Origin of the sequence: Flavobacterium sp. ZT3R18 (assembly GCF_007097385.1) — a bacterium.
In the GTDB taxonomy this organism is placed as follows: domain Bacteria; phylum Bacteroidota; class Bacteroidia; order Flavobacteriales; family Flavobacteriaceae; genus Flavobacterium.
Map to the genome: position 1 here is coordinate 110250 of NZ_VJZS01000008.1, position 23276 is coordinate 133525.

The 23276-nt window shown below is 34.3% G+C and carries 15 protein-coding genes; 10 read left to right on the plus strand and 5 right to left on the minus strand.

What is annotated here, in order from left to right:
• The first annotated feature begins 388 nt into the window (after positions 1 to 388).
• From FNW52_RS10745 to FNW52_RS10760, 4 genes are all read left to right on the plus strand, one after another.
• The gene (locus tag FNW52_RS10745; protein ID WP_143377470.1) at positions 389 to 2104 is read left to right on the plus strand and encodes a T9SS type A sorting domain-containing protein; all 1716 of its coding nucleotides are present in this window, start codon (positions 389 to 391) and stop codon (positions 2102 to 2104) included.
• 61 nt (positions 2105 to 2165) lie between these two features.
• Positions 2166 to 5219: an RHS repeat domain-containing protein gene (locus tag FNW52_RS10750; RefSeq protein WP_185965959.1), complete on the plus strand. Its 3054-nt coding sequence runs from the start codon at positions 2166 to 2168 to the stop codon at positions 5217 to 5219.
• Positions 5220 to 5225: 6 nt separating this feature from the next.
• Positions 5226 to 9887 carry a DUF6443 domain-containing protein gene (locus FNW52_RS10755; protein ID WP_255515564.1) on the plus strand — a complete coding sequence of 1554 codons (4662 nt, stop codon included), beginning with the start codon at positions 5226 to 5228 and terminating at the stop codon, positions 9885 to 9887.
• Positions 9884 to 10522, plus strand: coding sequence for a hypothetical protein (locus tag FNW52_RS10760; protein ID WP_143377472.1), 639 nt, complete (start codon positions 9884 to 9886; stop codon positions 10520 to 10522). Before FNW52_RS10755 ends, FNW52_RS10760 begins: the two co-directional genes overlap by 4 nt.
• Positions 10523 to 10668: 146 nt before the next feature.
• On the opposite strand, the gene FNW52_RS10765 is transcribed toward FNW52_RS10760, so the two are convergent.
• The 4 genes from FNW52_RS10765 to gcvP all read right to left on the minus strand — a co-directional run bounded on the left by FNW52_RS10765 (position 10669) and on the right by gcvP (position 15992).
• Positions 10669 to 10899: a Txe/YoeB family addiction module toxin gene (locus FNW52_RS10765; protein ID WP_143377473.1), complete on the minus strand. Its 231-nt coding sequence runs from the start codon at positions 10897 to 10899 to the stop codon at positions 10669 to 10671.
• 34 nt (positions 10900 to 10933) lie between these two features.
• Positions 10934 to 11059 carry a hypothetical protein gene (locus FNW52_RS21115; RefSeq protein WP_255515565.1) on the minus strand — a complete coding sequence of 42 codons (126 nt, stop codon included), beginning with the start codon at positions 11057 to 11059 and terminating at the stop codon, positions 10934 to 10936.
• A gap of 355 nt (positions 11060 to 11414) precedes the next feature.
• Positions 11415 to 12473, minus strand: coding sequence for a 3-oxoacyl-ACP synthase III family protein (locus FNW52_RS10770; protein ID WP_143377474.1), 1059 nt, complete (start codon positions 12471 to 12473; stop codon positions 11415 to 11417).
• 669 nt (positions 12474 to 13142) lie between these two features.
• A complete protein-coding gene (gene gcvP, locus FNW52_RS10775) occupies positions 13143 to 15992 on the minus strand; it encodes an aminomethyl-transferring glycine dehydrogenase (RefSeq protein WP_143377475.1) in 2850 nt (949 codons plus the stop codon).
• 240 nt (positions 15993 to 16232) lie between these two features.
• Between gcvP and FNW52_RS10780 the strand changes: the two genes are divergently transcribed.
• Positions 16233 to 17057, plus strand: a complete 825-nt coding sequence (locus FNW52_RS10780) for a hypothetical protein (protein WP_255515566.1) — start codon at positions 16233 to 16235, stop codon at positions 17055 to 17057.
• Here FNW52_RS10780 and FNW52_RS20735 read toward each other — a convergent pair.
• A complete protein-coding gene (locus tag FNW52_RS20735) occupies positions 17046 to 17189 on the minus strand; it encodes a hypothetical protein (RefSeq protein WP_185965960.1) in 144 nt (47 codons plus the stop codon). The genes FNW52_RS10780 and FNW52_RS20735 overlap by 12 nt on opposite strands.
• Before the next feature lie 170 nt (positions 17190 to 17359).
• On the opposite strand from FNW52_RS20735, the gene FNW52_RS10785 reads away from it, so the two are divergent.
• The 5 genes from FNW52_RS10785 to FNW52_RS20740 all read left to right on the plus strand — a co-directional run bounded on the left by FNW52_RS10785 (position 17360) and on the right by FNW52_RS20740 (position 22233).
• Positions 17360 to 18475 carry an ATP-binding protein gene (locus tag FNW52_RS10785; RefSeq protein WP_143377477.1) on the plus strand — a complete coding sequence of 372 codons (1116 nt, stop codon included), beginning with the start codon at positions 17360 to 17362 and terminating at the stop codon, positions 18473 to 18475.
• 501 nt (positions 18476 to 18976) lie between these two features.
• Positions 18977 to 19459 carry a hypothetical protein gene (locus FNW52_RS10790; protein WP_143377478.1) on the plus strand — a complete coding sequence of 161 codons (483 nt, stop codon included), beginning with the start codon at positions 18977 to 18979 and terminating at the stop codon, positions 19457 to 19459.
• A 689-nt stretch (positions 19460 to 20148) separates the two neighbouring features.
• Positions 20149 to 20937: a sensor histidine kinase gene (locus FNW52_RS10795; RefSeq protein ID WP_143377479.1), complete on the plus strand. Its 789-nt coding sequence runs from the start codon at positions 20149 to 20151 to the stop codon at positions 20935 to 20937.
• On the plus strand, positions 20934 to 21596 hold the full coding sequence (locus FNW52_RS10800; protein WP_143377480.1) for a response regulator transcription factor: 663 nt from the start codon (positions 20934 to 20936) through the stop codon (positions 21594 to 21596). Before FNW52_RS10795 ends, FNW52_RS10800 begins: the two co-directional genes overlap by 4 nt.
• A 460-nt stretch (positions 21597 to 22056) precedes the next feature.
• Positions 22057 to 22233 (plus strand): hypothetical protein, encoded by a 177-nt coding sequence (locus FNW52_RS20740; protein WP_185965961.1) that lies wholly within the window; start codon positions 22057 to 22059, stop codon positions 22231 to 22233.
• The last annotated feature ends 1043 nt before the right edge of the window (positions 22234 to 23276 follow it).

The window sequence follows — 23276 nt, forward strand, 5'->3', positions numbered from 1 at the left end:
GAAAAATCTTTGAATAGTTTGGCTATTGAAATATTTTTTAACGAAGAAAAAGGGAAAAAGAACGAGATAAATTGTATGAGTTATTTTGAAACATTTACTTAAAGTTTGCAAATATAAAGATTCTGTTTCTTATACCGTTTGTAAATTATAATTTGTCCAGTAATATTTGGGTTTGGTATTAAATCGTATAATTTCTCAGATTGTAAAAAATGATATAAAGTAATTATTTCAAAAAAACTTCAAATATCACTAAAAGTGGGTATTGTGCAGAATAAAAAGTAATCTTAATATTGCACAATTCTATAAAAGCTTAACATATATATAATGTAAATTTTTACAGAATTAACAAAAAACCAATTTTAATCTATTGTTGTTCTAATTTAACTCTATGAAAATAAAATTACTTCTACTGTTACTTTTTTATTCTTGTCTTACCCAATCCCAAGATATCCTTTGGGAAAAATCATACGGAGGACTACATGCCGATTATCTTTTTGATGCACAACCCACGGCCGATTATGGATTTATTTTGGCAGGAAGTTCCCTGTCTGAAAAAACAGGAAATAAAACCGAGAATAATCATGGCGATTTGGATTATTGGGTTTGGAAAATGAATGAGAAAGGCGATCTTGATTGGCAGAAAAGCCTGGGAGGCAGTGGATTTGATTTACTTCAAAGTATCAAAAACACCAAGGATGGCGGTTTTATTTTGGCTGGAACATCAAACAGTAGCCCTGCTTCGACAAGCTCAGCCTCCGAGAAAGGGGGAACAATGGGAGACAAAAAAGAAAATTGCAAAGGCATTACTGATTTTTGGGTCATAAAACTAAATGCCAAAGGAGAAGAACAATGGCAAAAGACAATTGGAGGCAGTGGTCAAGATGAATTGCTGTGTGCTTTTCAAACTAAAGATGGGGGCTATATGCTGGGAGGTTCATCCAGTAGTACAGTAAACAATGACAATTTCAATGGTAATAGCAATTTCAATAGTGATGGGAGTGAAAATAAAGGATTTGACGGGAAACCCGATTTAGCGGGTAAGACCGAAAAATGTAGAGGCAACATGGATTACTGGATTGTAAAGCTGGATAATACTGGGGCTGTACAGTGGCAAAAAACATATGGCGGAGAATATGCAGATGTACTAAGAAGCATGGAACAAACCACAGATGGTGGATACATCATGGGTGGGTATTCTAATTCTTCTCGTTCTGGGGATAAGACAGAAGCTAATAATGGAATTGGCGATTACTGGATTTTGAAAATTGACAATTTGGGCAAAATAGAATGGCAAAAAACATACGGGGGTAATGGAGACAATCAGTTGTATGTGATTCATCAAACCAAAGATGGAGGCTATATAGCAGGAGGAAATTCAAACAGTACAACACCTCTTACTCTTATGGGAGGCAATGTTAGTAGCGGAACCGATTATTGGGTGTTGAAAATGAACGAAAAAGGAGAAGTAGTTTGGAGTAAAACCTACGATTTTGGTAAAGTAGATATTTTGACTTCTATGGTAGAAAATGAAGATCATACATTCCTGATTGGTGGTTACGCACAAAGTGAAAGCGATCAAGGAATTAAAGGAGGTTTGCAATTGAAAGTGAGTGGTGACAAGGAAGGGATTAACGATTATATTGCTTTAAAGATTAGCGATACTGGCGAAGAACTCTGGAAAAAGACTGTAGGTAGCAAAGGAGAAGATATTTTAAGGAAACTCATAGAAACCAGAGATGGAGGTTATTTGCTGGCAGGAACTTCTAATTCTAAATCCTCCCAAGATAAAAACTCAACTATTGGTGGCAATGATTTTTGGGTTGTAAAACTGAAAGACAAACAAAAACCTGAAGAAATAAAAGCCCATATAGAGGCAATCCCAAATCCTGTGAGAACTTTTACCAATATAATAGTTGGTTATGATTTTGAGCAAGGAACGGCATCACTCTACGATATTACGGGACGACAATTACAGCATTTTGAAATAGGTAGCAGAACGGTTCCTATTGATTTAAGCAATTATCCAGAAGGGGTTTATGTGGTAAGTATAAAGACCAATGTGCGTACTGATGGGGTGAAATTGATTAAGGCAAGTAATAAATAAACATACAAAACAGATGAAGCCCCATATAATGACCAAATATTCTTTTTTTTTAATTATTCTAATGCTAAATACATTATTAGCAAAAGCTCAAGACCCTACAAATCCTAGTAAACAATATATCCCGAATATAACTACAGCGTCTCCTCAGGTTGCGGCCATGAGTAAGGTAGGCGAGATACCAATTGATATTTCTACAGGTAGAATAAACTACACAATTCCAATATTTGAAATTCAAGAAGGGAATTTTACTATGCCCATTAATCTGTCGTACAATTATTCTGGATTATTATTTGATGAAACTCCTGGGCACGCAGGTGTAGGTTGGACTTTTAATATTGGAGGTTCAATATTACATACAGTAAACGGATTGGACGACTATCATCACGAACAAGACAAAAAAATAATTGATGATTATTTAAACGTAAAGCCTCCTTATGATAAAAATTCGTCAAATGGAGTAAATCGCATTTCAGAATTACTAAAGAGAATCTCAGATGGATATATTGACGGAGAACCTGATAAGTATTCTATAAATATTGGGAATATAAATAGTAGCTTTTATTTAGATAAAAATGGGAATCCTGTATTTTTAAAAAATGAAAATTATAAAATTACTCGTACGCAAAATGATGGTTTTATATTGGTTGATGACCAAGGGATTAATTATGTGTTTGATTTGATTATTAGTGCTGATAAAGGGCAAGGAGATAATTCATATGGTTATGCTTCGGGGTATTTGGTAACAGAAATTAATTTTCCAAATACTAGTAATAAAATCATATTTCAATATGAAAATGCTAATTTGTTAAATGAAAATTATATTAATGAAACTTTAATAAAAACATTAGATCAATATGGAAACCCTAACTCTTCTGGAAGTTTAGAGACGAACGAAACAACAATAGCTATTAACAATATAAATTTAAAAAAAATAGTATCAGACAAATATTCTATTGAGATAAAGTATAAATATAACCCAATAGAGTCAGGAATTTGTGTTATTAATAGTTTAATTGTCAAGAATAATGAAAATAAGGAAATTAAGAATTTTGTTTTTTCGTATTCTGGTTGGGTAGGTAGAAGAAGTAATCTTCTAAGTGTAAGTTGTAATGGAGCTATTACTAACCAAATGGAATATGATATGGCTGTTAATTATCCAATATTTCAAGATATATATGATTCTTATTTCAAGAAGGATCTTTGGGGTTATTATAATAGTAAAGCTTTGAGAGCAACTAATGCAACAGACCCTTTCTTTAATCCTAGTATAAAGCCAGATTTTGCAAGTGTTAAGATTGGCAGTTTAAAAAAAATAACATATCAAACAAAAGGATATTCATTGATTGATTATGAGCCAAATATGGCCGCTTTTGGAGGAGTACCTTATGGTTTACCTTACCATCCCGATGCAGCCATATATTCTAATTATTCTGCAAGAACAAGTTATTTAAGTGGAGGTACTGACGAAAAAACATTTGTAGTAAATACAGTGCCATGTTATATTGACTTGAATTATAATTTAGTGAATAATACTGTAGATAAAGAACCTTATGAAAGAGAGTCAAGAATATCATTATTTTTAGATGAAAAAGAAGATGATCCAATATTTATAGAAAATAAAAGTTGGTATTGGGACCAGAAATGGTCAGATCCTAAAATGTCTAAAAGTGGAACCAAAAAACAGATTTTAATCAGCAAAGTAGGAACCTATCATTTGAAAGCAACTTCAACATTAGGAATAAATGCTTCAATACAAATAAAAGTAGTAGAGTATCCAGATTTTTTTGATGAGCCTGTTGGAGGTATTAGAGTAAAGCAAGTTCAAAATTGTGATTATAACGGCAAGTGTATAACGACTGTTTACAATTTTACGCAAAACGGGAAAAGTACAGGGTTAATGCTCCAGAAACCAAAATTTTATTCAGGATCATTTACTGATGATAGAAGGGAATGCTTAGGGGGAGTTTATAATAAAAGTGAATTTTATACATTCAATAGTGTTTATCCATTGTCAGAATATAGAGGAAGTCCTGTTTTATACAAAAAAGTAGAGAAATATAATATTTTTGGTTCAAACACTAATGGGAAAACTGTGTCTTCTTATTTAGGGAAAAACGTAGTGACCCCAAACGAAGGACAATTATTGAATATTGGTCTTTTGGACAGTGAAATAGTAAAAGATCAGTCAAACAATGTGCTGTCTAAAAGTAAAAGCAATTATTTACTGGATAAATCACCAGACCCTTCTAAATATGTTTACTCTTTAGAGGCTAAATATATTTTAGAAACAAGATGGCAAAATAGTCCTACTACAGGAGGAGCCTGTGTTTATTCAATCCCAATTCCTTTGAATAGCTTTAGAGAAGGCGGAATGACACACAGGGCGAGAAATTATAAGTTACAGAAAGAAGAAAATAAAAGTTACTTCAAAGGGGATTCAATTGTTCAAACTACGGAGTATAATTATAATTTAAGTTCAGGTTTTCTTAAAAGTCAAAAATCAACCAACTCAAAAAGAGAAACTTTGGAAACTAAATATTTATATGCCCAAGATTATGAAATGGCTAGCGAATCAGTCCGAAATGAATTAATTGCTAAAAATATGATCGGAATACTTTTGGATACACGAAGTTATAATGGAGTAAAGTTGTCAGAACAAAAAACAGAGTACACCAAAACAGCGGACAATCTATTGTTACCCAAGTTTGTATATGCAAAAAAAGGAGTAGGAGATATTGTTAATATTATAGACAAAAAAATAACCTACGATCAATACGATAACAAAGGGAACATCTTGCAATATACACCGGAGAGTGGATCGCCAGTAGCCATAATCTGGGGATATAATCAAACTCAACCAATAGCCAAGATAGAGAATGCAACTTATGCCCAAGCAATTGTACAATACGCTATAGATGAAAATGTTTTTAGAAATAATTTACCCAACGCAATGATAACGACATATACCTACATTCCCTTGGTAGGAATAAAAACCATTACCGATCCCAAAGGGCAAACCACTACTTACGAATACGATGAATTCAACCGTTTGAAATTGGTGAAAGATGCACAGGGGAACATACTGTCTGAAAATCAATATCATTATAAAAACTAATCTAAAATGATAAAAAAAATATTAGTTTGTTTTGCTATAGTTATGATTGTTCCTTTTGGAAATGCACAAACAAAGACGAATAATCAAGCTGAAGCTAGTGCGCCTCCACAAGATGGTATTTACGAATGGTATATTGATAAAGATAGAGACGGGTACGGCGTTTCAAATGAGGAGCCAATTATGAGTCTTAAAAGACCGAAACCGAATTACGTTACTAATAATAATGATTACGATGACACAACTAAAAATATTACAAATATTCCTCCTCAATATTTTTATCAAGATAATGATAATGATACTTTTGGTAATCCAGGAGTAAGTTTGTATTATAGTATAAAACCAGTAGGCTATGTTGCTAATAATGCCGACTGTAATGATGTCGATGCAACATTAAATCCCAATACGGCTTGGTATCGAGATGCTGATTCGGATAGTTATGGAACTAGTGCAATCACAAAATTGCAATGTACTCAACCAGCGGGTTATCTTCGAAATGCGAGTGATTGTAACGATGGAGATGCATCCTTAAATCCCAATACAGTTTGGTATCGTGATGCCGATGGAGATGGCTATGGAACGAGTACACCCACCGCTACAGGCTGTACCCAACCTGCAGGTTATGTACGAAATGCAAGTGATTATAACGATACGACAGCAAATATTACCAATATCGCACCACAAACATTTTATCAAGATGCCGATGGTGATACTTTTGGAAATCCAAATGTTAGCATATACTACAGCGTAAAACCAGCAGGTTATGTAGCTAATAATTCCGATTACAATGACACAACCGTAAATATTACCAATATCGCACCACAAACATTCTATAGAGATGCTGATGGCGATACTTTTGGAAATCCAAGTGTTACCTTGTACTACAGCGTAAAACCAACAGGATATGTAAACAATAGTTCCGATTATAATGACACTACGGTAAATATTACCAATATAGCGCCTCAATATTTTTATCAAGATACCGATGGAGATGCTTTTGGGAACCCATCAGTAAGTTTGTATTATAGTGCAAAACCAACAGGTTATGTTAATAACAATACCGACTGTGATGACGGTAAAGCAGCTGTAAATCCCAATACCAGATGGTATGCCGATATGGATGGGGATGGTTTTGGTGATCCTTCTAGTTTTGTGCAACAATGTGGCAATCCAGATGGGAATTATGTGCTTAACAATACTGATTTATGTCCTAATATACGTGGTACAGGCAACGATTGTGAAAGTATAAAAGCACCATCTCTAGATCAAAACTATATTATAGGTGCTAATTATAAAAAAGCGAGAACAACCGTTTATGTCAATGCATCACCTCTCGAAGCTCAGGTAAACATAACCTATTTTGACGGACTGGGCAGACCCATGCAACAAATTGCTAATCAGCAGTCTGATTCGGGAAAAGATATTATAACACATATTGGCTATGATGATTTTGGGAGACAAACTAAAGATTATTTGCCATTTGCTAGCACAGCAACCAATATGGTATATGATGTAAATGCCGCAGACAATACCGTTAATTTTTATAGAACAGATAAATATGACAACACATCAAATCCCTTTTCAGAGAAAAAATTAGAATCCTCTCCGCTCAATAGAGTGTTAAAACAAGCCGCTCCAGGAACTGATTGGGCTATGAATGCAGGCCACGAAATAAAACTCGATTATCAAACCAATACAGGTACAGAGGTAAAATTATACAAAGCAACTACCACTTGGAATGCCGGATCGGGCTTATATGATATTTCCTTTTCGGATGCAGGAAATTATGAAGCCAATCAATTGTATAAAACCATTACTTACGATGAGAATTCGGCTGCAAGTCCAACAGAATCTTCGGGGTCAACTGTAGAATTTAAAAGCAAAGAAGGGCAGGTTATTTTGAAACGAACGTATGAATCGAAGACAAAACACGATACGTACTACGTTTATGATAGTTACGGAAACCTAACTTATGTTTTGCCTCCAATGTTTACTAATGCGGCAGGACAATTAGACGGTTTGTGCTATCAGTACAAATACGATAATCGCAACCGCCTTGCCGAGAAGAAACTACCGGGCAAGCAATGGGAGTTTATTGTTTATGACAAACTTGACCGTCCGGTGGCTACTGGACCTGCTTTCTCTCCATTCAAAGATGATACCGCTGTGGGTTGGTTGATTACCAAATACGACGCGTTTAGCAGACCCATTTATACGGGTTGGTACAACTACGTTTCTAATTCGTATACTCGAAAATCACTGCAGGACACGCAAAATAGTGCGGCGGTTTTGTTTGAGACCAAACAAACTTCGGGAGCGATAGACGGGATTGCTGCTTTTTATACCAATGACGTTGAACCAAAGAGTATCAAGCTTCTAACGGTCAATTATTATGATAATTACGTATTTCCAAACGTTCCTGCTATTCCCTCAACGATAGAGGGGCAAAATGTTTTGGCAAATACCAAAACGCTTGCCACAGGATCTTGGACAAGAGTTGTAACCACAGCCTCGGCAACTTTGGGAGAAACAGCTGCTATTTTTTATGATGCCAAAGCAAGACCTATTCGCAGTGAAGTGACCAACTATTTGGGCGGCTATACCAATACCGATAGTAAATTGGATGCATTTTCGGGGCAATTGCAATACACCATAAGCAAACACAAACGCACCACTGGGGATGCTGAATTAGTGGTAAAAGAAGTATTTACGTATTCGCCGCAAGACCGCTTGCTTACCCATACCCACCAGATAAACGGCGGGACAATCCAGCTGTTGGCAGCCAATATTTATGATGAATTGGGACAATTGACAAGTAAAAAAGTAGGCGGTAGTAATAGTTTTCCTTTGCAAAAAGTAGATTACACCTATAATATCAGAGGTTGGCTTACGGGGATAAATAACGACCCGACTAATAAATTAGTTTTGAATACTACCGAAAAAGATTTGTTTGGGTTTAAAATCAATTACAACACGGTTGAGAACCAAATGGGCTATACGGGAACACCACTCTACAACGGCAACATATCCGAAACCTATTGGAGAACTGCAAGTGATAATGTGCAAAGAAAATATGGTTATAAATATGACAATTTAAACAGGCTCAGCGAATCCATCTATCAAAAGCCGGGCAATGCCAATCCCGTTCCCAAATCGTACGATGAGAATCTGACTTATGACAAAAACGGTAACATCCTGTCATTGCTTCGGAACGGCGATATAGACGGCGCTTTGCCCGCAAATGTGATTGATAATCTTGCTTATACGTATCCTGCAAACTCGAATCAACTTTCAAAAGTTGCTGATGTGTCCAACAACACCAGCGGTTTTAATGATTTTAACAACACCGGCGACGATTACACATATGATTTAAATGGAAACCTTATCACCGACAAGAATAAAAACATTACGGAGATAGTTTACAATCATTTGAACTTGCCGGTAAAAATAACTTTTGGAACTACGGGAAGTTTTTCGTTTATTTACGATGCAAAAGGTCAGAAGGTACAGAAAACGGTAACAGTAAAAACTCCTGCCAGTACCACAGTAACGGATTATCTAGGTGATTTTCAATATAAAAATTCTGTGTTGCAGTTTTTTTCAACAGCGGAAGGATATGCGGAACCGAATGGAAGTTCTTTTCGATATGTATGGCAATTCAAGGATCATATAGGGAATGTGAGATTGAGTTACAGCGATGCGAATAATGACGGAGTCATTGCCGATTCTGAGATTATTGAGGAGAGCCATTTTTACGGGTTCGGCATGAAACATGTGGGGTATAATTCTGTAATCACTTCCACTAATCCGGCTCAAAAATATAAATACAACGGAAAAGAACTGCAGGACGAGCTAGGGATTAATTGGTATGACTACGGGGCAAGAAATTATGATCCTGCTTTAGGACGTTGGATGAATATTGACCCACTGGCAGAAACATCTAGACGATGGTCGCCATATAATTACTGTATGAATAATCCAGTATTCTTTATCGACCCTGATGGAAAAGAGGTCATAAATGGTTATCAAAAATCCAGAGATGAAGCTTTAAATAAAAAGAATAGTAAACAAAGTGAATTCAATAGCAAATATTCAGGCAGAGATATGAAACGAGGCGATTTTGAATCAAATAAAGAATTTAAACAATACAAATCGGATAAAAGCGGATTGGAATCAGCAGAATCAAAATTTAATGATGTTGACGCAAAATATCAAGAAACGCAAAATACTATTGATGAGTATAAGAGTGTCGACCCTGAAGGCTTTGCAAAAGTAAACAACCTTGAAAATGGATTTACTGGTACTAAAATTGATGTTGTAGTTAAGTTCGGATATGTTTCGCCTAACTCGGGTGGTGCATCAACTACAGGTAATGTAAATATGCAAACCAACGAATTTACGGGAAGCGGTAATATAAATATTACTTATGACGGTAGTATAAAATCTTCACGGGGTACGAGAATAGCCCATGAGTTTGGACATGCATTTGGTATGGCTCAAAATCCTAGGGAAAGCATAATTTCGTTTAATACTGCTATGTATGACTATAAGTATAATAATGGGCCTCAGCCAAGTTGTCAAAATCCTGAAAATAGGAATACCTTATTTGCAAAATCGGCTATGGATTTTCAAGAAAGATTTATTCTATTACAAAAAACTATGAAGCCATGATTAAGAAATTAACTGTATTGCTTTTTTGTTTCATAAGTATAAATAATTTATGTGGACAATCTAAAAATAATATAGAAGACATTTTTAAAATGCAATTGTTTTTAAATAAAAAAAACACAATTTTTAGAAATATGGATTATTCGGTAAGTAAAAATGATTCATTATATAAAAAGTTTAAAGAAGTTTTTAACATTAAAATTGATACTCTAAAAATTAATAATAAACTTTCTGGCGTCTTAGAAAATCAATATCAATTTTTTAAAATAACAGAAAATAACATCGTGTACGATAAAATATTAGTCGGTAAAGAGAGTCGGTATTTATTATTAGAAACAATGATGAATTGTTACTATGTTTTAGCAGTTAATACAAATACTGGTGCAAGCTATCGTCTAAGTGGCTTTGATGCTAATGATTTTTTTGGGTTTTTATCAGACTTTAAAGAGGAATATCTTAATAGTAATTTTATAAAACTTAAAAATTCTACTTTCTTTAAAAATTATAAAGTTGAATATTTAGATTTTAATTGTCTGTATGAAGGTTTAAGTAGGAGGGATTTAGATAGGGAAAAATATGAATGTTTAAGAAGATGCAGTGAGCCATTTAAAATAAATCACAATAGTACAGATTTCTAAATCAGACTGCTCGGATATTTCTTTAACGATAGTGTGGTTTTTTAAACCGTGCTCGCTCCGCAAACGTAATAAAAGTCTCCCGACTTTTTCCGTGAATATTTTTAGAATTATAACTAAAAAAAAACCTCGCAAATTAGCGAGGTTTTTTAGTTATAATGACCTTTAGCGGAGTAAATTAAAACAGTTTCTTGTACAACTTCATAAACAAGTCGGTGTTCAAGATTTATTCTACGAGACCAAGGGCCGGTTAAGCTGTGTTTTAAGGGTTCGGGTTTTCCTGTACCTTCAAAAGGGGTTCTGGCACTTTCTTTAATTAGTTTTTTGAGTTTGGTAAAACACTTGTTTATTTTCTGTTTGCCATTCGTTGTATTGCTCAAAAGCTACAGGAGTAAAGAGATAATCTCGCATAAATTAGAGTTTTACTACAATGTGCTCTCCTTTTTTGTCTTGCTCAATTGATTTTTTGAGGATGTTTTTATTGGCAGGACTAGACATCAGATAAGTAGTTGTGTCCATTTCTTCTTCTACAGTAATCACAATAGGTTTAGATTTAAAATTAGCTTTTATAGCTTCTAAAATATCTGTTGTTAGTTCTTCGCTGACGATAAATGATATGTTGCGTACATAATGTTATTTTAAAGTGACAAAGCACTCGAAAGAGTTTGTTTGAGTCGCTTCTTTTTGGGTCATCCCTTTAGCTTCTCTTATGTCTCTTATTTTTTGCTCCTACATTCTTTGCAAAGTATTTACAACAATACAAATATAGTTAAAATGCATTAAACGGTATTACTACGCTTTTTATATTTGAATCCAAGAAAAGACAAACCCGTAACTCTAAAATTTATTTAGTGTTGCGGGTTTGAAATAGGATAATCTATTATTTTATAAACTACTAATATCGGTATACAAAGGCATTGATATTCATTCCTGCTCCTACCGAAGCAAATATAACGACATCGCCTTTATTGATTTCCTGATCTTGAATTTCTCCTCGAATAAGGAGGTCGTAAAGAGTTGGTACCGTTGCTACACTACTGTTTCCTAGTTCATGTATGCTCATGGGCATAATGTTTTTGGGAGGGGTTTGTCCGTATAATTTGTAAAAACGATGAATGATAGCTTCATCCATTTTTTCGTTGGCTTGATGAATAAGTATTTTTTTGACGTCTTCAATAGCAATACCGCTTTGGTCTAAACAGCTTTTCATGGCTGTGGGAACTTGGCTTAAGGCAAATTCGTAAATTTTACGACCATACATTTTGATGTACTTAGTGTCTGGATTTAACTCCGGATTGTATGATTTTCCGAAGTAAAGGAAATTCGCTTCTTCAGCAGCATAAGTTGCGCTTTCATAGGATAGCATTCCAGTCTCATCGTCAGAGGCTTCTATAACCGAAGCGCCAGCTCCATCAGAATAGATCATGGAGTCTCTGTCGTGGTCATCGACTACGCGAGATAAGGTTTCTCCACCTATGACAAGGCATTTTTTGGCCATGCCTGATTTTATGAAAGCATTGGCTTGCAATACGCCTTCAATCCAACCTGGGCAACCAAAAAGAATGTCGTAAGCGACACATTTTGGGTTTTTTATCTGTAATTTATGTTTGACTCTTGTGGCTAAGCTTGGAATAATATCCGATTGGGTTGTACCAAATTTCACATCGCCAAAATTGTGAGCAAAAATAATATAGTCTAGGGTTTCTGGATCTATACCTGCATTCTCTATTGCTTTTTGAGCAGCAAAAAAAGCCAAGTCTGATGCAGTATACTCGTCCTCGGCATACCTCCTTTTTTCGATACCCGTAATGCCTTTGAATTTATTAATTATGACTTCGTTTGGGTGCGCCAATGGAGAACCATCTTCGTTTAAAAAAACATGTTCGCTAAAGTCGGTGTTGCTTATTTTTTTCTCAGGAATATAACTTCCTATTCCACTTATTTTTATTTTCATTTTGATAAATTCCAGATATATATCGGCTAAATTAATTATAAAAAATGTATAAAAGGTAAAATATTTATTATGCATGCATATAATTGCAGAATATCAAATATATTGTAAAAATATTGAATATTTTTTATTGAATATTATTAAATCATGCGTATTATTTTTAAAATTGTTCTAAATAACAAAGAGAATGTTTTTTGTTAAAAAGTTAATTCTTTGTTTTAAAAGGATAAATGTCATTTGATTTTAAATAAATAGTTTTCATATGTAGATAATATTTATTTTTTATAGGAATATGGTATCGCCAGATCTTCATTGGTGTTTGAGACAGCTTTTGTCATTGCGATTTCATAATTTAAAGTGTGATTTTGTTTGAAATTGCTAAGTTTTTTTTGGAAAATATTTTATGAAAAAATAAATAGGTCGTTTAGCCCTGATGGGAACGGCATCCTTTTTTCCTTAGACCTGACGGGTTTTTGAAACCCGTCAGGTCTAAGGAAAAAAGATACAGTGGACAGCAGGAGGAATCATGATGAAAACCCGAAGACGTCTGCTCCTTATTCTTTTTAGGATTCTAATAATAATGAAAAACCCTTTCGATTTTTGAAATCGAAAGGGTTTTGTGTAATCTGCAATCTAATCCCGATAGCTATCGGGACTGCAATCTAAAATTTCTTAGCTTTCCATGTAAGCCTCGATTGGCGCACAGCTACACACTAGGTTTCTGTCTCCGTAAGCATCATCGGCTCTACGAACGGTAGGCCAGAATTTGTTTTCGGCGATGTAGTCTAGTGGGAAAGCGGCTTGTTCTCTGCTGTATGGGAAATCCCAAGTTTCGGCAGTAAGCATGGCTAATGTATGAGGAGAATTTTTCAAGACATTGTTGCTGTCATCAATAGAAGCAGCTTCGATTTCTTTACGAATGGCAATCATAGCATCACAAAAACGGTCTAATTCTTCAAGGTTTTCACTTTCGGTTGGTTCGATCATCAAGGTTCCTGCCACTGGGAAAGAAACGGTAGGAGCGTGGAAACCATAATCCATTAAACGTTTGGCGATATCAGTAACTTCGATTCCTTTTTGTTTGAAAGGACGACATTCCAAAATCATTTCGTGTGCTGCACGACCCATTTCTCCAGAATATAACGTATCGTAGTGACCGTTTAATTTTTCTTTGATGTAATTGGCGTTCAATATGGCGTGTTCTGTAGATTCTTTCAAACCGTCGGCACCTAGCATAGTGATGTATCCGTAAGAGATTAAACATACTAATGCCGATCCCCAAGGTGCTGCAGAAATACCTGTAATGGCGTTTTCTCCACCTGTTGGGATAACTGGGTTTGATGGTAAGAATGGTACTAAGTGTTTAGCCACACAAATAGGTCCTACACCTGGTCCACCACCACCGTGAGGGATAGCGAATGTTTTGTGAAGGTTCAAGTGACAAACGTCAGCTCCAATGGTTGCTGGGTTGGTCAAACCAACTTGCGCATTCATGTTGGCTCCATCCATGTAAACTTGTCCACCGTTTTCGTGGATTAATTGTGTGATTTCGATAATGGCGCTTTCAAAAACCCCATGAGTCGATGGATAAGTTACCATCAAACACGATAAGTTGTCTTTGTGAAGAATTGCTTTTTCGCGTAAATCATCTACGTCTATATTTCCGTTTTCTAATGTTTTGGTTACGATAACTTTCATACCCGCCATAGCTGCAGAAGCCGGATTGGTTCCGTGAGCCGATGATGGAATTAAAGCAATGTTTCTGTGATGATCTCCACGTGATTGGTGATAAGCACGAATTACCATTAATCCTGCATATTCTCCTTGTGCACCTGAGTTAGGTTGCAAAGTTGTTCCTGCAAAACCAGTAATTACGTTTAATTGTTGTTCTAGTTTAGACAACATTTCTTGGTATCCTTGTGCTTGGTCTAATGGTGCAAAAGGGTGAATGTTGTTCCAAAGTGCGTTGCTTAGTGGCAACATCTCTGAAGCTGCATTCAGTTTCATGGTACAAGAACCCAAAGAAATCATGGAGTGATTCAATGATAAGTCTTTACGCTCCAGCATTTTGATGTAACGCATCATAGCTGATTCCGAGTGGAATTTATTGAAAACATCGTGTTGTAAAAAAGATGATGTTCTTTTTAAATCCTCTGGAAAATGGTTGGCTTCTGATACAGTTTCGATTGTTGTCGCTTGCTTACCATTTGCGGAAGCGAAAATTCCAACGATTTTATTGATATCGGCAATACTTGTAGTTTCATTCAAAGAGATAGAAACTGTATTTTCGTCGATATAATAAAAGTTTACTTCGTTTTGTTCTGCAATTTCTTTTGTTTTTTTCGCATCGGCTTTGATTACGATAGTGTCAAAGAAAGCGGTATTGGTTTGTTGTAAACCTAGTTTTTCTAATTCGTTTGCCAAAGTAGCGGTCAAAGCGTGAACTTTATTTGCGATATATTGCAAACCTTTTGGCCCGTGATATACAGCGTACATTCCGGCCATAACAGATAACAAAACTTGAGCAGTACAGATATTTGAAGTCGCTTTGTCACGTTTGATGTGTTGCTCACGAGTTTGCAAAGCCATACGTAGCGCACGATTCCCGTTAGTATCAACCGTTACCCCGATGATTCTTCCTGGCATTGATCGTTTGTACTCGTCTTTGGTAGCAAAATAAGCAGCGTGTGGACCACCGTAACCCAACGGAATTCCGAAACGTTGTGTCGTTCCAACCACTACTGCAGCTCCCATTTCTCCAGGAGGAGTCAGTTTTGTTAAACTCAAAATATCGGCAGCTACGGCTACTTTTATTTCATTGGCGGCTGCTTTTGCAATAAATGCACTATAGTCATTTACTTGACCATATTTCCCAGGATATTGTAGGATTGCTCCGAAAAAGTCTGTTGAGAAATCAAAGTTTTCGTGGTTACCAACAACCAATTCTATTCCGATTGGAGTAGAGCGTGTTTGCAAAACCGATAACGTTTGTGGTAATATTTCTTCAGAAACGAAGAATTTATTGATGTTGTTTTTCTTTTGATCACGTGATCTTACGTCGAATAACAGTGCCATTGCCTCAGCAGCTGCAGTTGCTTCATCCAATAAAGAAGCATTGGCGATTTCCATTCCGGTAAGTTCAACTACCATCGTTTGGAAATTCAAAATAGCTTCAAGACGACCTTGAGCAATTTCGGCTTGGTAAGGCGTATAAGCGGTGTACCATCCTGGGTTTTCAAAAATATTTCTTTGAATAACCGCTGGAACGATAGCTTGATTGTATCCTAATCCGATGTAAGTTTGAAACATTTTGTTCTTACTTCCCAATTCAGCAATATGATTAGAATACTCATATTCAGTCATGGATGGATCTAAAGCAAGAGGGGCTTTTAGGCGGATATCATCTGGAAGTGTTTCGTACACAAGTTGTTCGATGGAGTCAACTCCTATAGTTTTCAACATGTGTTGTAAGTCGGTTTCTCTAGGACCAATGTGTCTTAAAGCAAAAGAATCTGTTTTCATGTGTAGTTAATGTTTTTTTTAAGTCTAAAGAAAAAGCCTGATTGTTTAAAGATTCATTTATATTTGATTTTAATCAGTACTGTTTAATGTAGAAATAAATGCGTTGTTTTTTTTTATGGCGCAAAATTAAATATTAATCTATTAATAAAGCCCTTTTTTAACTTGATTTTATAGGGATTTTTCAACTAATGGACTGGTTTATTAACAATTGATTAAATTTACTAGATGAAGGGATTGAAAATGATAGTCCAATTTTATATAAACAGCAGTTTACACGTTGGTTTGTCCTGTTATGCTTTGGTTCGAATTACCCAAATATTGTTACAGATTTCGCAACAAAATGCCGTGGGGTATTTTGTTTTTTGGGGTACCATAGTAGGATATAACTTTGTAAAGTATGAAGAGTTGGCAAGAGCCAAGAAACTACAAATGCGAAACCAACTACGATGGATTGCGCTTTTTAGTTTTTTTTCTTTTATAATGACGGGCTATTATTTCTTTCTGTTGGAACTCCTCACTCAAATAATTGCAGTTGTTTTTCTGGGATTGACCTTGCTTTATACACTTCCGTTTTTTCCGAATAGGAATAATGCCCGAAATTGGGCAGGAGTAAAGATTTATATAGTGTCGTTTTGTTGGGTTGGAGCAACCGTGTTTTTGCCTGTACTGAATGCAAGTGTTACTCTTACGGCAAACATTGGAATACTCTCCGTACAACGATTTATCTTAATTTTTGTTTTGATTCTCATTTTTGAAATTATCGATTTACGACATGACAATCCCAATTTAAGAACTGTACCTCAGCAGATAGGAGTGAAGCGAACCAAAATATTGGGCTATGTTTTGTTGGTTGTTTTTTGTGGATTAGAACTTCTCAATATCAATGGCAATATCAATGGCAATATCAATGGCAATGGCAATATTCAATTTTTGATATTGCCATTGATTTTTGCTATTGCTATTGCCTTGGCTTCCGCCAATGAAGAACGCTCGAAATATTACACTTCATTTTGGGTCGAAAGCATTCCTGTTGTTTGGTGGATTTGTCTTTTTTTAGCACATTGATTCAATAGAAGCATTCGGTTTTTTTTTTTCTTTTTTCTTTTTTCTTTTTTTCATTGAAATTGAAATTGTCATTGCTATTGCTATTGCTATTGCTATTGCTATTGCTATTGCTATTGCTATTGCCATTGCCATTGAAATTGCTATTGAAATTGCTATTGAAACTGTCCTTTTGTTTTTTTAAAACATACTAATCAGTGAATACAATCACCAAAATATATAATAATTGGTGAATATAATCACTAAAAAACATAATTATCAGTGAAAATAAAAATATTTCGTTACATTTGTTTAAAATTAATGTAATGATAATAAGGAGTTTAATAGATAGAATAAGAGATAGGTTGAATAAAGGAAAAGCAATCGTTCTTGTTGGCCCGCGTCAAGTGGGAAAAACGACCTTGATAAATACTTTGTTGAAGGATATCTCGTATTTGTTTTTGGATGGTGATGATTCGGTGGTGATGGATACTTTGGCGAATGCCAATACCGAAACGTTGAAGAGTATTATAGGAGATTACAAATATATTTTTATTGATGAGGTACAACGCATTCCGAACATTGGTTTGAAGCTAAAAATTATTGTTGACCAAATAAAAGATGTTCAGGTGATTGTGAGCGGTTCTTCGGTTTTGGATATTCACAATATGACACAGGAACCGCTAACGGGGAGGAAATTTGAGTTTCAAATGTTTCCTGTTTCTTGGAGCGAATTCGAGAATAATGTGGGGTACATCAAAGCACAGCAGCAACTCGAACTGCGGTTGCTTTACGGAATGTATCCTGACGTAATCAATAATTTTGGGAATGAATATGAGATTCTTAAAAATCTGGTATCGAGTTATTTATACAAAGATATTTTATCTCTGACTGGTATTCGGAAATCCGAAGTTTTAGAAAAAATTCTACAGGCTTTGGCGTTGCAAATTGGTAGTGAAGTAAGTTATAACGAAATTGCACAATTGGTTGGAGTCGATAAAAATACAGTCAGTAATTATATTGATTTGCTCGAAAAAAGTTTTGTGGTTTTTAAGTTGAACAGTTTCAGCCGAAACGTTCGAAATGAAATCAAAGCCAACAGGAAAATATATTTTTATGACAATGGCGTTCGGAATATGCTGATTGGGAATTTTAATTTTTTGGAATTCCGTCAAGACAAAGGAGCGCTGTGGGAAAACTTCCTGATTTCGGAACGAATGAAAGTGTTGAGTTACCAAAACAGCATAGCGAAGCCTTTTTTCTGGCGAACTACTCAGCAACAAGAAATCGATTATATTGAAACCGTTGCCGATGAAGTTAACGCTTATGAATTTAAGTGGAAAGCCAAAAAAGCGAAACTGCCTAAAACTTTTTCGGATAATTATCAAGGGGGTTTTACGGTTGTGACTGTGGAGAATTTTAGGGAGTTTTTGAAGATTTAATTTTCTGACAACTCTCTCGAAACCTTCTTCCTCTTCATTTACAAAACAAGGTATAAGTTCAAGGTTGTTATTCGGCTTTAGTGGAGCATTTAGATTTCGAAGTATTTGTCTTGCCACTAGGCTGTTTCGTTGTAATCGATATAGTTTTCTAGTGTCTGGTTCTGTTGTTGTTATGAATTGATATTTTAGGCTTTAAAAATTTATAAAAAACAATATAAAATCAGGTATTTATACGTGGTCGTAATTTGAATTAATTAGCCATATTTGGCTCAATACTATTATAAAAAAAAGGAGATTTTGTAAATTGAGTTATAAATTAATTTTCTTAATAATATTTGTCTATATGAGTTATTAAGCTTTGCTTATTGAAAAGATTAGTAATACACAATAGATAAAAATCGAGGTGACAAGTAGACTCACTTCAATAAATGATACTGATTAGCACAGTAAAAAGCTAGGACGAAATCTGAAAAACATCATGAATAGAAAAAAATCAATTATATGAAAAACGAAGAAATAATTTCTGAAACAGAAGCGGTTTTGGCAACAATTAACCCTGAAGTTGTGCGAATCCGCACCATTAATCCAAAACTTGCCCAAAGTTATGTTGATAATTGGAAAAACGGCCAGTACCAGATTGTACCAGATACTGTTATTCCTTCTTTAGGTCAAATACAGCTAAATTCCTTTAGTTTTTCCATTAATGATTTTGAGCAATTATCAAATTTAACAAAGGAATACAATAAAAAAAATCCTTCTAAAAAAATAGAAGCCGTGAATTGTAGGATTGGTTTAAAACCAGTTCCGAATGTGGAGGGCGCTTTTTTACCTTATATGTTTTTTGAACCACTTATCGGAAATGAACCAGGAAAACGCCTTCCATTTGTGCCTTCTGGAGATGAAAATACCGAAGTACTAGTTAGCGCATGTTATGACGTCTGCTATCCCTGCCCTCCAACATGCCCTCAGAATGTAAATGAATGAGAACAAATTATGCGGGGTTTCTAATTCAATAAATACCTTTTCATGTTTTCAGAAATCAAGATTTTTTTTTTCACCTATGCTCCTTGGATGATTATTTTACCCATCTATTTAACATTTAGAAGTCGTGAAAAACATTCGCTGGAAATAAAAATAATATCCTATTATTTGGTGTTGTCAGTGCTTGCATTGATAACATCATTTTTATGCTGGAAAAAAAGCATTAATAATCTTCCTGTAAATCATGTTTTTACCTTATTCGAGTTTTTAATTTTAGTATGGTTCTATTCAAAATTGCTTGTAGGATTCATTTCAAAAAAAGCATTTATAGTATTAACCCTTTTCTTTACGATTTTCGCACTAATTGACTCGGTCTTTCTTGAAAGTATATTTAGTTTTAATACTTTAGGACGTTCGGTTGAAGCTCTCATCTTTATTTCTCTTTCTTTTTGTTGGTTTATAAAATTGCTTAACAACGAGCAAATTTTAAACTCCTCGGAATCCAAAGGAATAAGTTATATCGTTGGTGGATTTTTTATTTATTTTTCAGGCTCCATTATATTATTTTCCTTTAGTACTTGTATTAATGAAATGACTTATTCATTATCCTTGAATATCTGGACAATACATACCTTTTTATTGGTAATTATGTACCTCATCATGTCGCTTGGTTTAATCAAATGCCAAACTAAATGAATATGTACTATGGGATACTCTTTAGTATGTTATCCTTTGCGATAATAGCGGGAGGGTCGATTTTAGTATTCGTTTTGTATCAGAAACGATTGTTGAAAAAACAAGAAGAATTCTACTTACTAGATGCCAGATATAAAAAAGATTTAATCATAAATACCATACAATCGGCAGAAGTCGAGCGCATGCGCATTGCCAAGGATATACACGATGAAATAGGCAGCATCTTTTCTAGCTTGTCCCTTGCTGTGAATCAAATTAAAAAAGAAGATCATTTGTCAAAAGAACAGGTTCAGATTAGTAAAAGCCTTATACAGACAGGTATCAACAGTATTCGCAGGATCTCACACGCTATTGTACCCTTTGAACTAGAATTATTAGGGCTTCAGCAAACACTTGATAATCATTTCAATTCCATTTCCTCTCTTTCAGGAATAACTATAAATTTCGAAAACGAATACAAGCTGGATTTATTAAACAATGACACTGCCTTAGCCATTTATAGAATCATGCAGGAATTACTTTCCAACTGTATTAAATATGCTCAAGCAAAAAAAATAACTGTTTGGATTAAACATAATAAAGATAAAAAATGCCTCAACATAACCTATCGTGATGATGGAATTGGTCTTGATATGAAAAATAAAAACTTACAAAAAGGGATTGGATTAAAAAACATAGAAAGCAGGATCATTGCTTTAGAAGGAGCTGTAAACTTTAATTCTGAACCCGCTAAAGGTTTTGAATGTGAACTAATGATTCCTCTCAATAAAAACAATATTAAATGATCAATATAGCTATTGCAGAAGATCAGGTATTATTCCGGAAAGGTATAATTTCTCTTTTAACAACATTTAATGATGTAAAAGTTTGTATTGAATCTGGAAATGGAGAAGAACTCTTAGATAAATTATCCATGAGCTCAGAGGTTATAAGTATATGCTTAATTGATCTTAATATGCCTATACTTAATGGCATTGAAACCATGAAACAGGTACGAAAATTGTATCCTTCTATAAAAAACATTATTCTCACCATACACGAAGAAGAAAAATACATACATAAATTAATAGAAGAGGGGGCCAATGCCTATTTGGCCAAAAACACCGAACCTGATGAATTGGAAAAAGCCTTGCATGCTGTTATAAATCAGGACTATTATTTTAATGATGCTAGCATAAAAGCCATGCATAATAATTTGCAGGGCAAAAAAAACAAATTCATACATACGGCAAGCATTGACCTTACCCGCCGAGAAAAAGAAATTTTGCATTTAATTTGCCAAGAATTTACCAGTCAGGAAATTGCGCAAAAATTATTTATAAGTGATAGCACAGTAAATGGTCATCGCAATAATTTATTGCTCAAAATTGGATGTAAAAACACTGCGGGTCTTGTTCTTTTCGCTGTTAAAAATGAGCTTTTTGATTATAGGTTTTCCTCTTAGAAAAATAATTTTTCCTTCCTTGGCCTTCATTTACTGAGGGCAATAATGAATTCTTTAAGGTAACTTGTTTTCTCCAAATACGGCTCCTAATTATTTTAAACCTCTCCCATACAGGAACTATTCTGTCATTAATCAATGGTAGTTTGGGAGGATAAGAGGTCATAGAATGCGAAAAACCAAAATTCATTTAGCTTTTTTGTTTTTTATTGATCAAATGTAATCTTCGATGCCTTCTTTAAAACTAAGAACTTAAAACTTTCTTTGGTCAATTCTATTTTAGAATAAAAAAGCATATAGTAGTTATGCAACTATAACTAAGCGGTTAAATAGTGATTTTTTGACAAATAAGAATTTACAGAACTATTATAAGTTGAGTTTTGTTATGTTTTTTGTTTTATTCTGTTTTTAGAATAAGTCTTATCCTGCTTATTCCTGCTTCGTGTGTAAGAATTCCTGTCTTATGTCATTTTACCAGTTTGTACTCAAATTCACCTATAGTTTTACTATTGAAACCGCCATGAAGAAATTTTCTTCCTATAAAAATGAAGAAGTGGTTCCTGACAACCAAATTTTAAATGTTTTTTCGGAAGAAAAGAAAAGCGTGCAAAATTTATTTTCAAGATTTGTTTCTTATTAATTTTTTAAATGAGATAACCTTCATGTGTTTACAGTATTAGTAAAACTTTAAATATTGGTAAGAAGTAAAAAATTAAAAAAAGAGGAGCAGAACCCATTAAAAAAAGCGAAGGCGGATCTGAAACACTTTATAACTAGAAGGATTTAATTTAAATAAATTTATGAATATAGCGGGGAAAAAGACTTTGTTTCTGATTGGAACAACAATCAAACTTATAATTTAACATCTATTACCATGTTTTTTGGTACTCTAATGTTTCAATTCAAAGGCTTAAAGGTCATCTATAAATTGAATTTTAAAGATAAAGCTAAGTCGGTTTTACAGGTGCAGATTCTTAAAGATCATTGTATACTCTGGTTATACGTACAAAATTTAAGCATTTGGCAGAAAAAGACAAGTGTCTAAAATTTTCTAGTTGAATTGTAATTTGTGGTGTGGCTTTTCTATTTTGAAGAGTCTCTTTTTGAAGAGACTATATGTTTCAAGCATTATGTTTTAAGTACCTAATTCAGAAATGAATTTTCTTTAAACCTTAACTAACCTTATCAATCCAGTAGCAATCTACAGGATTTTTTTTGCTCATTATGAATGTACCAAAATATTGTTAAATCTTTTCTTGGCAAAGTTTCTCATGCATTTAGATTGTGATTGCCAAACGAACTAATAGAAGATTTTACAGATTGGAAAATGAGTAAACAGGAGAATTTTCCTAATACTTCCAGCTCAAAAACGTAAATGGTTTATCCTTCCTTCTCCCAAAAAAGAGTTGAGTTTATTGTCTAAGATTTTTTGACAATCTGCTCATCATTCCTTTTGTGTATTGTATTCCTCCTTTTTAACAAATATTCATAAGTAGTATCGTAAAAAAATGCTTTTAACCAGTACCATACAAAAATAAATAATCATGAAAAAAAAACAAAGAAAAGTACATGATGGCAATCTAATTACCGTCAATAGCATGTTTGTAGAGCAAATTGATGCTATTCTACAGGAAAAAAAACGGACTCTTCATTTGGAGTACCGCAACTAGCGGATGAATTACA

Coding starts and splice junctions, on each gene's coding strand:
- FNW52_RS10745 (WP_143377470.1), top strand. CDS start 389: ATGAAAATAAAATTACTTCTACTGTTACTTTTTTATTCTTGTCTTACC.
- FNW52_RS10750 (WP_185965959.1), top strand. CDS start 2,166: ATGCTAAATACATTATTAGCAAAAGCTCAAGACCCTACAAATCCTAGT.
- FNW52_RS10755 (WP_255515564.1), top strand. CDS start 5,226: ATGATAAAAAAAATATTAGTTTGTTTTGCTATAGTTATGATTGTTCCT.
- FNW52_RS10760 (WP_143377472.1), top strand. CDS start 9,884: ATGATTAAGAAATTAACTGTATTGCTTTTTTGTTTCATAAGTATAAAT.
- FNW52_RS10770 (WP_143377474.1), bottom strand. CDS start 12,473: ATGAAAATAAAAATAAGTGGAATAGGAAGTTATATTCCTGAGAAAAAA.
- gcvP (WP_143377475.1), bottom strand. CDS start 15,992: ATGAAAACAGATTCTTTTGCTTTAAGACACATTGGTCCTAGAGAAACC.
- FNW52_RS10780 (WP_255515566.1), top strand. CDS start 16,233: ATGATAGTCCAATTTTATATAAACAGCAGTTTACACGTTGGTTTGTCC.
- FNW52_RS20735 (WP_185965960.1), bottom strand. CDS start 17,189: ATGGCAATGGCAATAGCAATAGCAATAGCAATAGCAATAGCAATAGCA.
- FNW52_RS10785 (WP_143377477.1), top strand. CDS start 17,360: ATGATAATAAGGAGTTTAATAGATAGAATAAGAGATAGGTTGAATAAA.
- FNW52_RS10790 (WP_143377478.1), top strand. CDS start 18,977: ATGAAAAACGAAGAAATAATTTCTGAAACAGAAGCGGTTTTGGCAACA.
- FNW52_RS10795 (WP_143377479.1), top strand. CDS start 20,149: ATGAATATGTACTATGGGATACTCTTTAGTATGTTATCCTTTGCGATA.
- FNW52_RS10800 (WP_143377480.1), top strand. CDS start 20,934: ATGATCAATATAGCTATTGCAGAAGATCAGGTATTATTCCGGAAAGGT.
- FNW52_RS20740 (WP_185965961.1), top strand. CDS start 22,057: ATGTCATTTTACCAGTTTGTACTCAAATTCACCTATAGTTTTACTATT.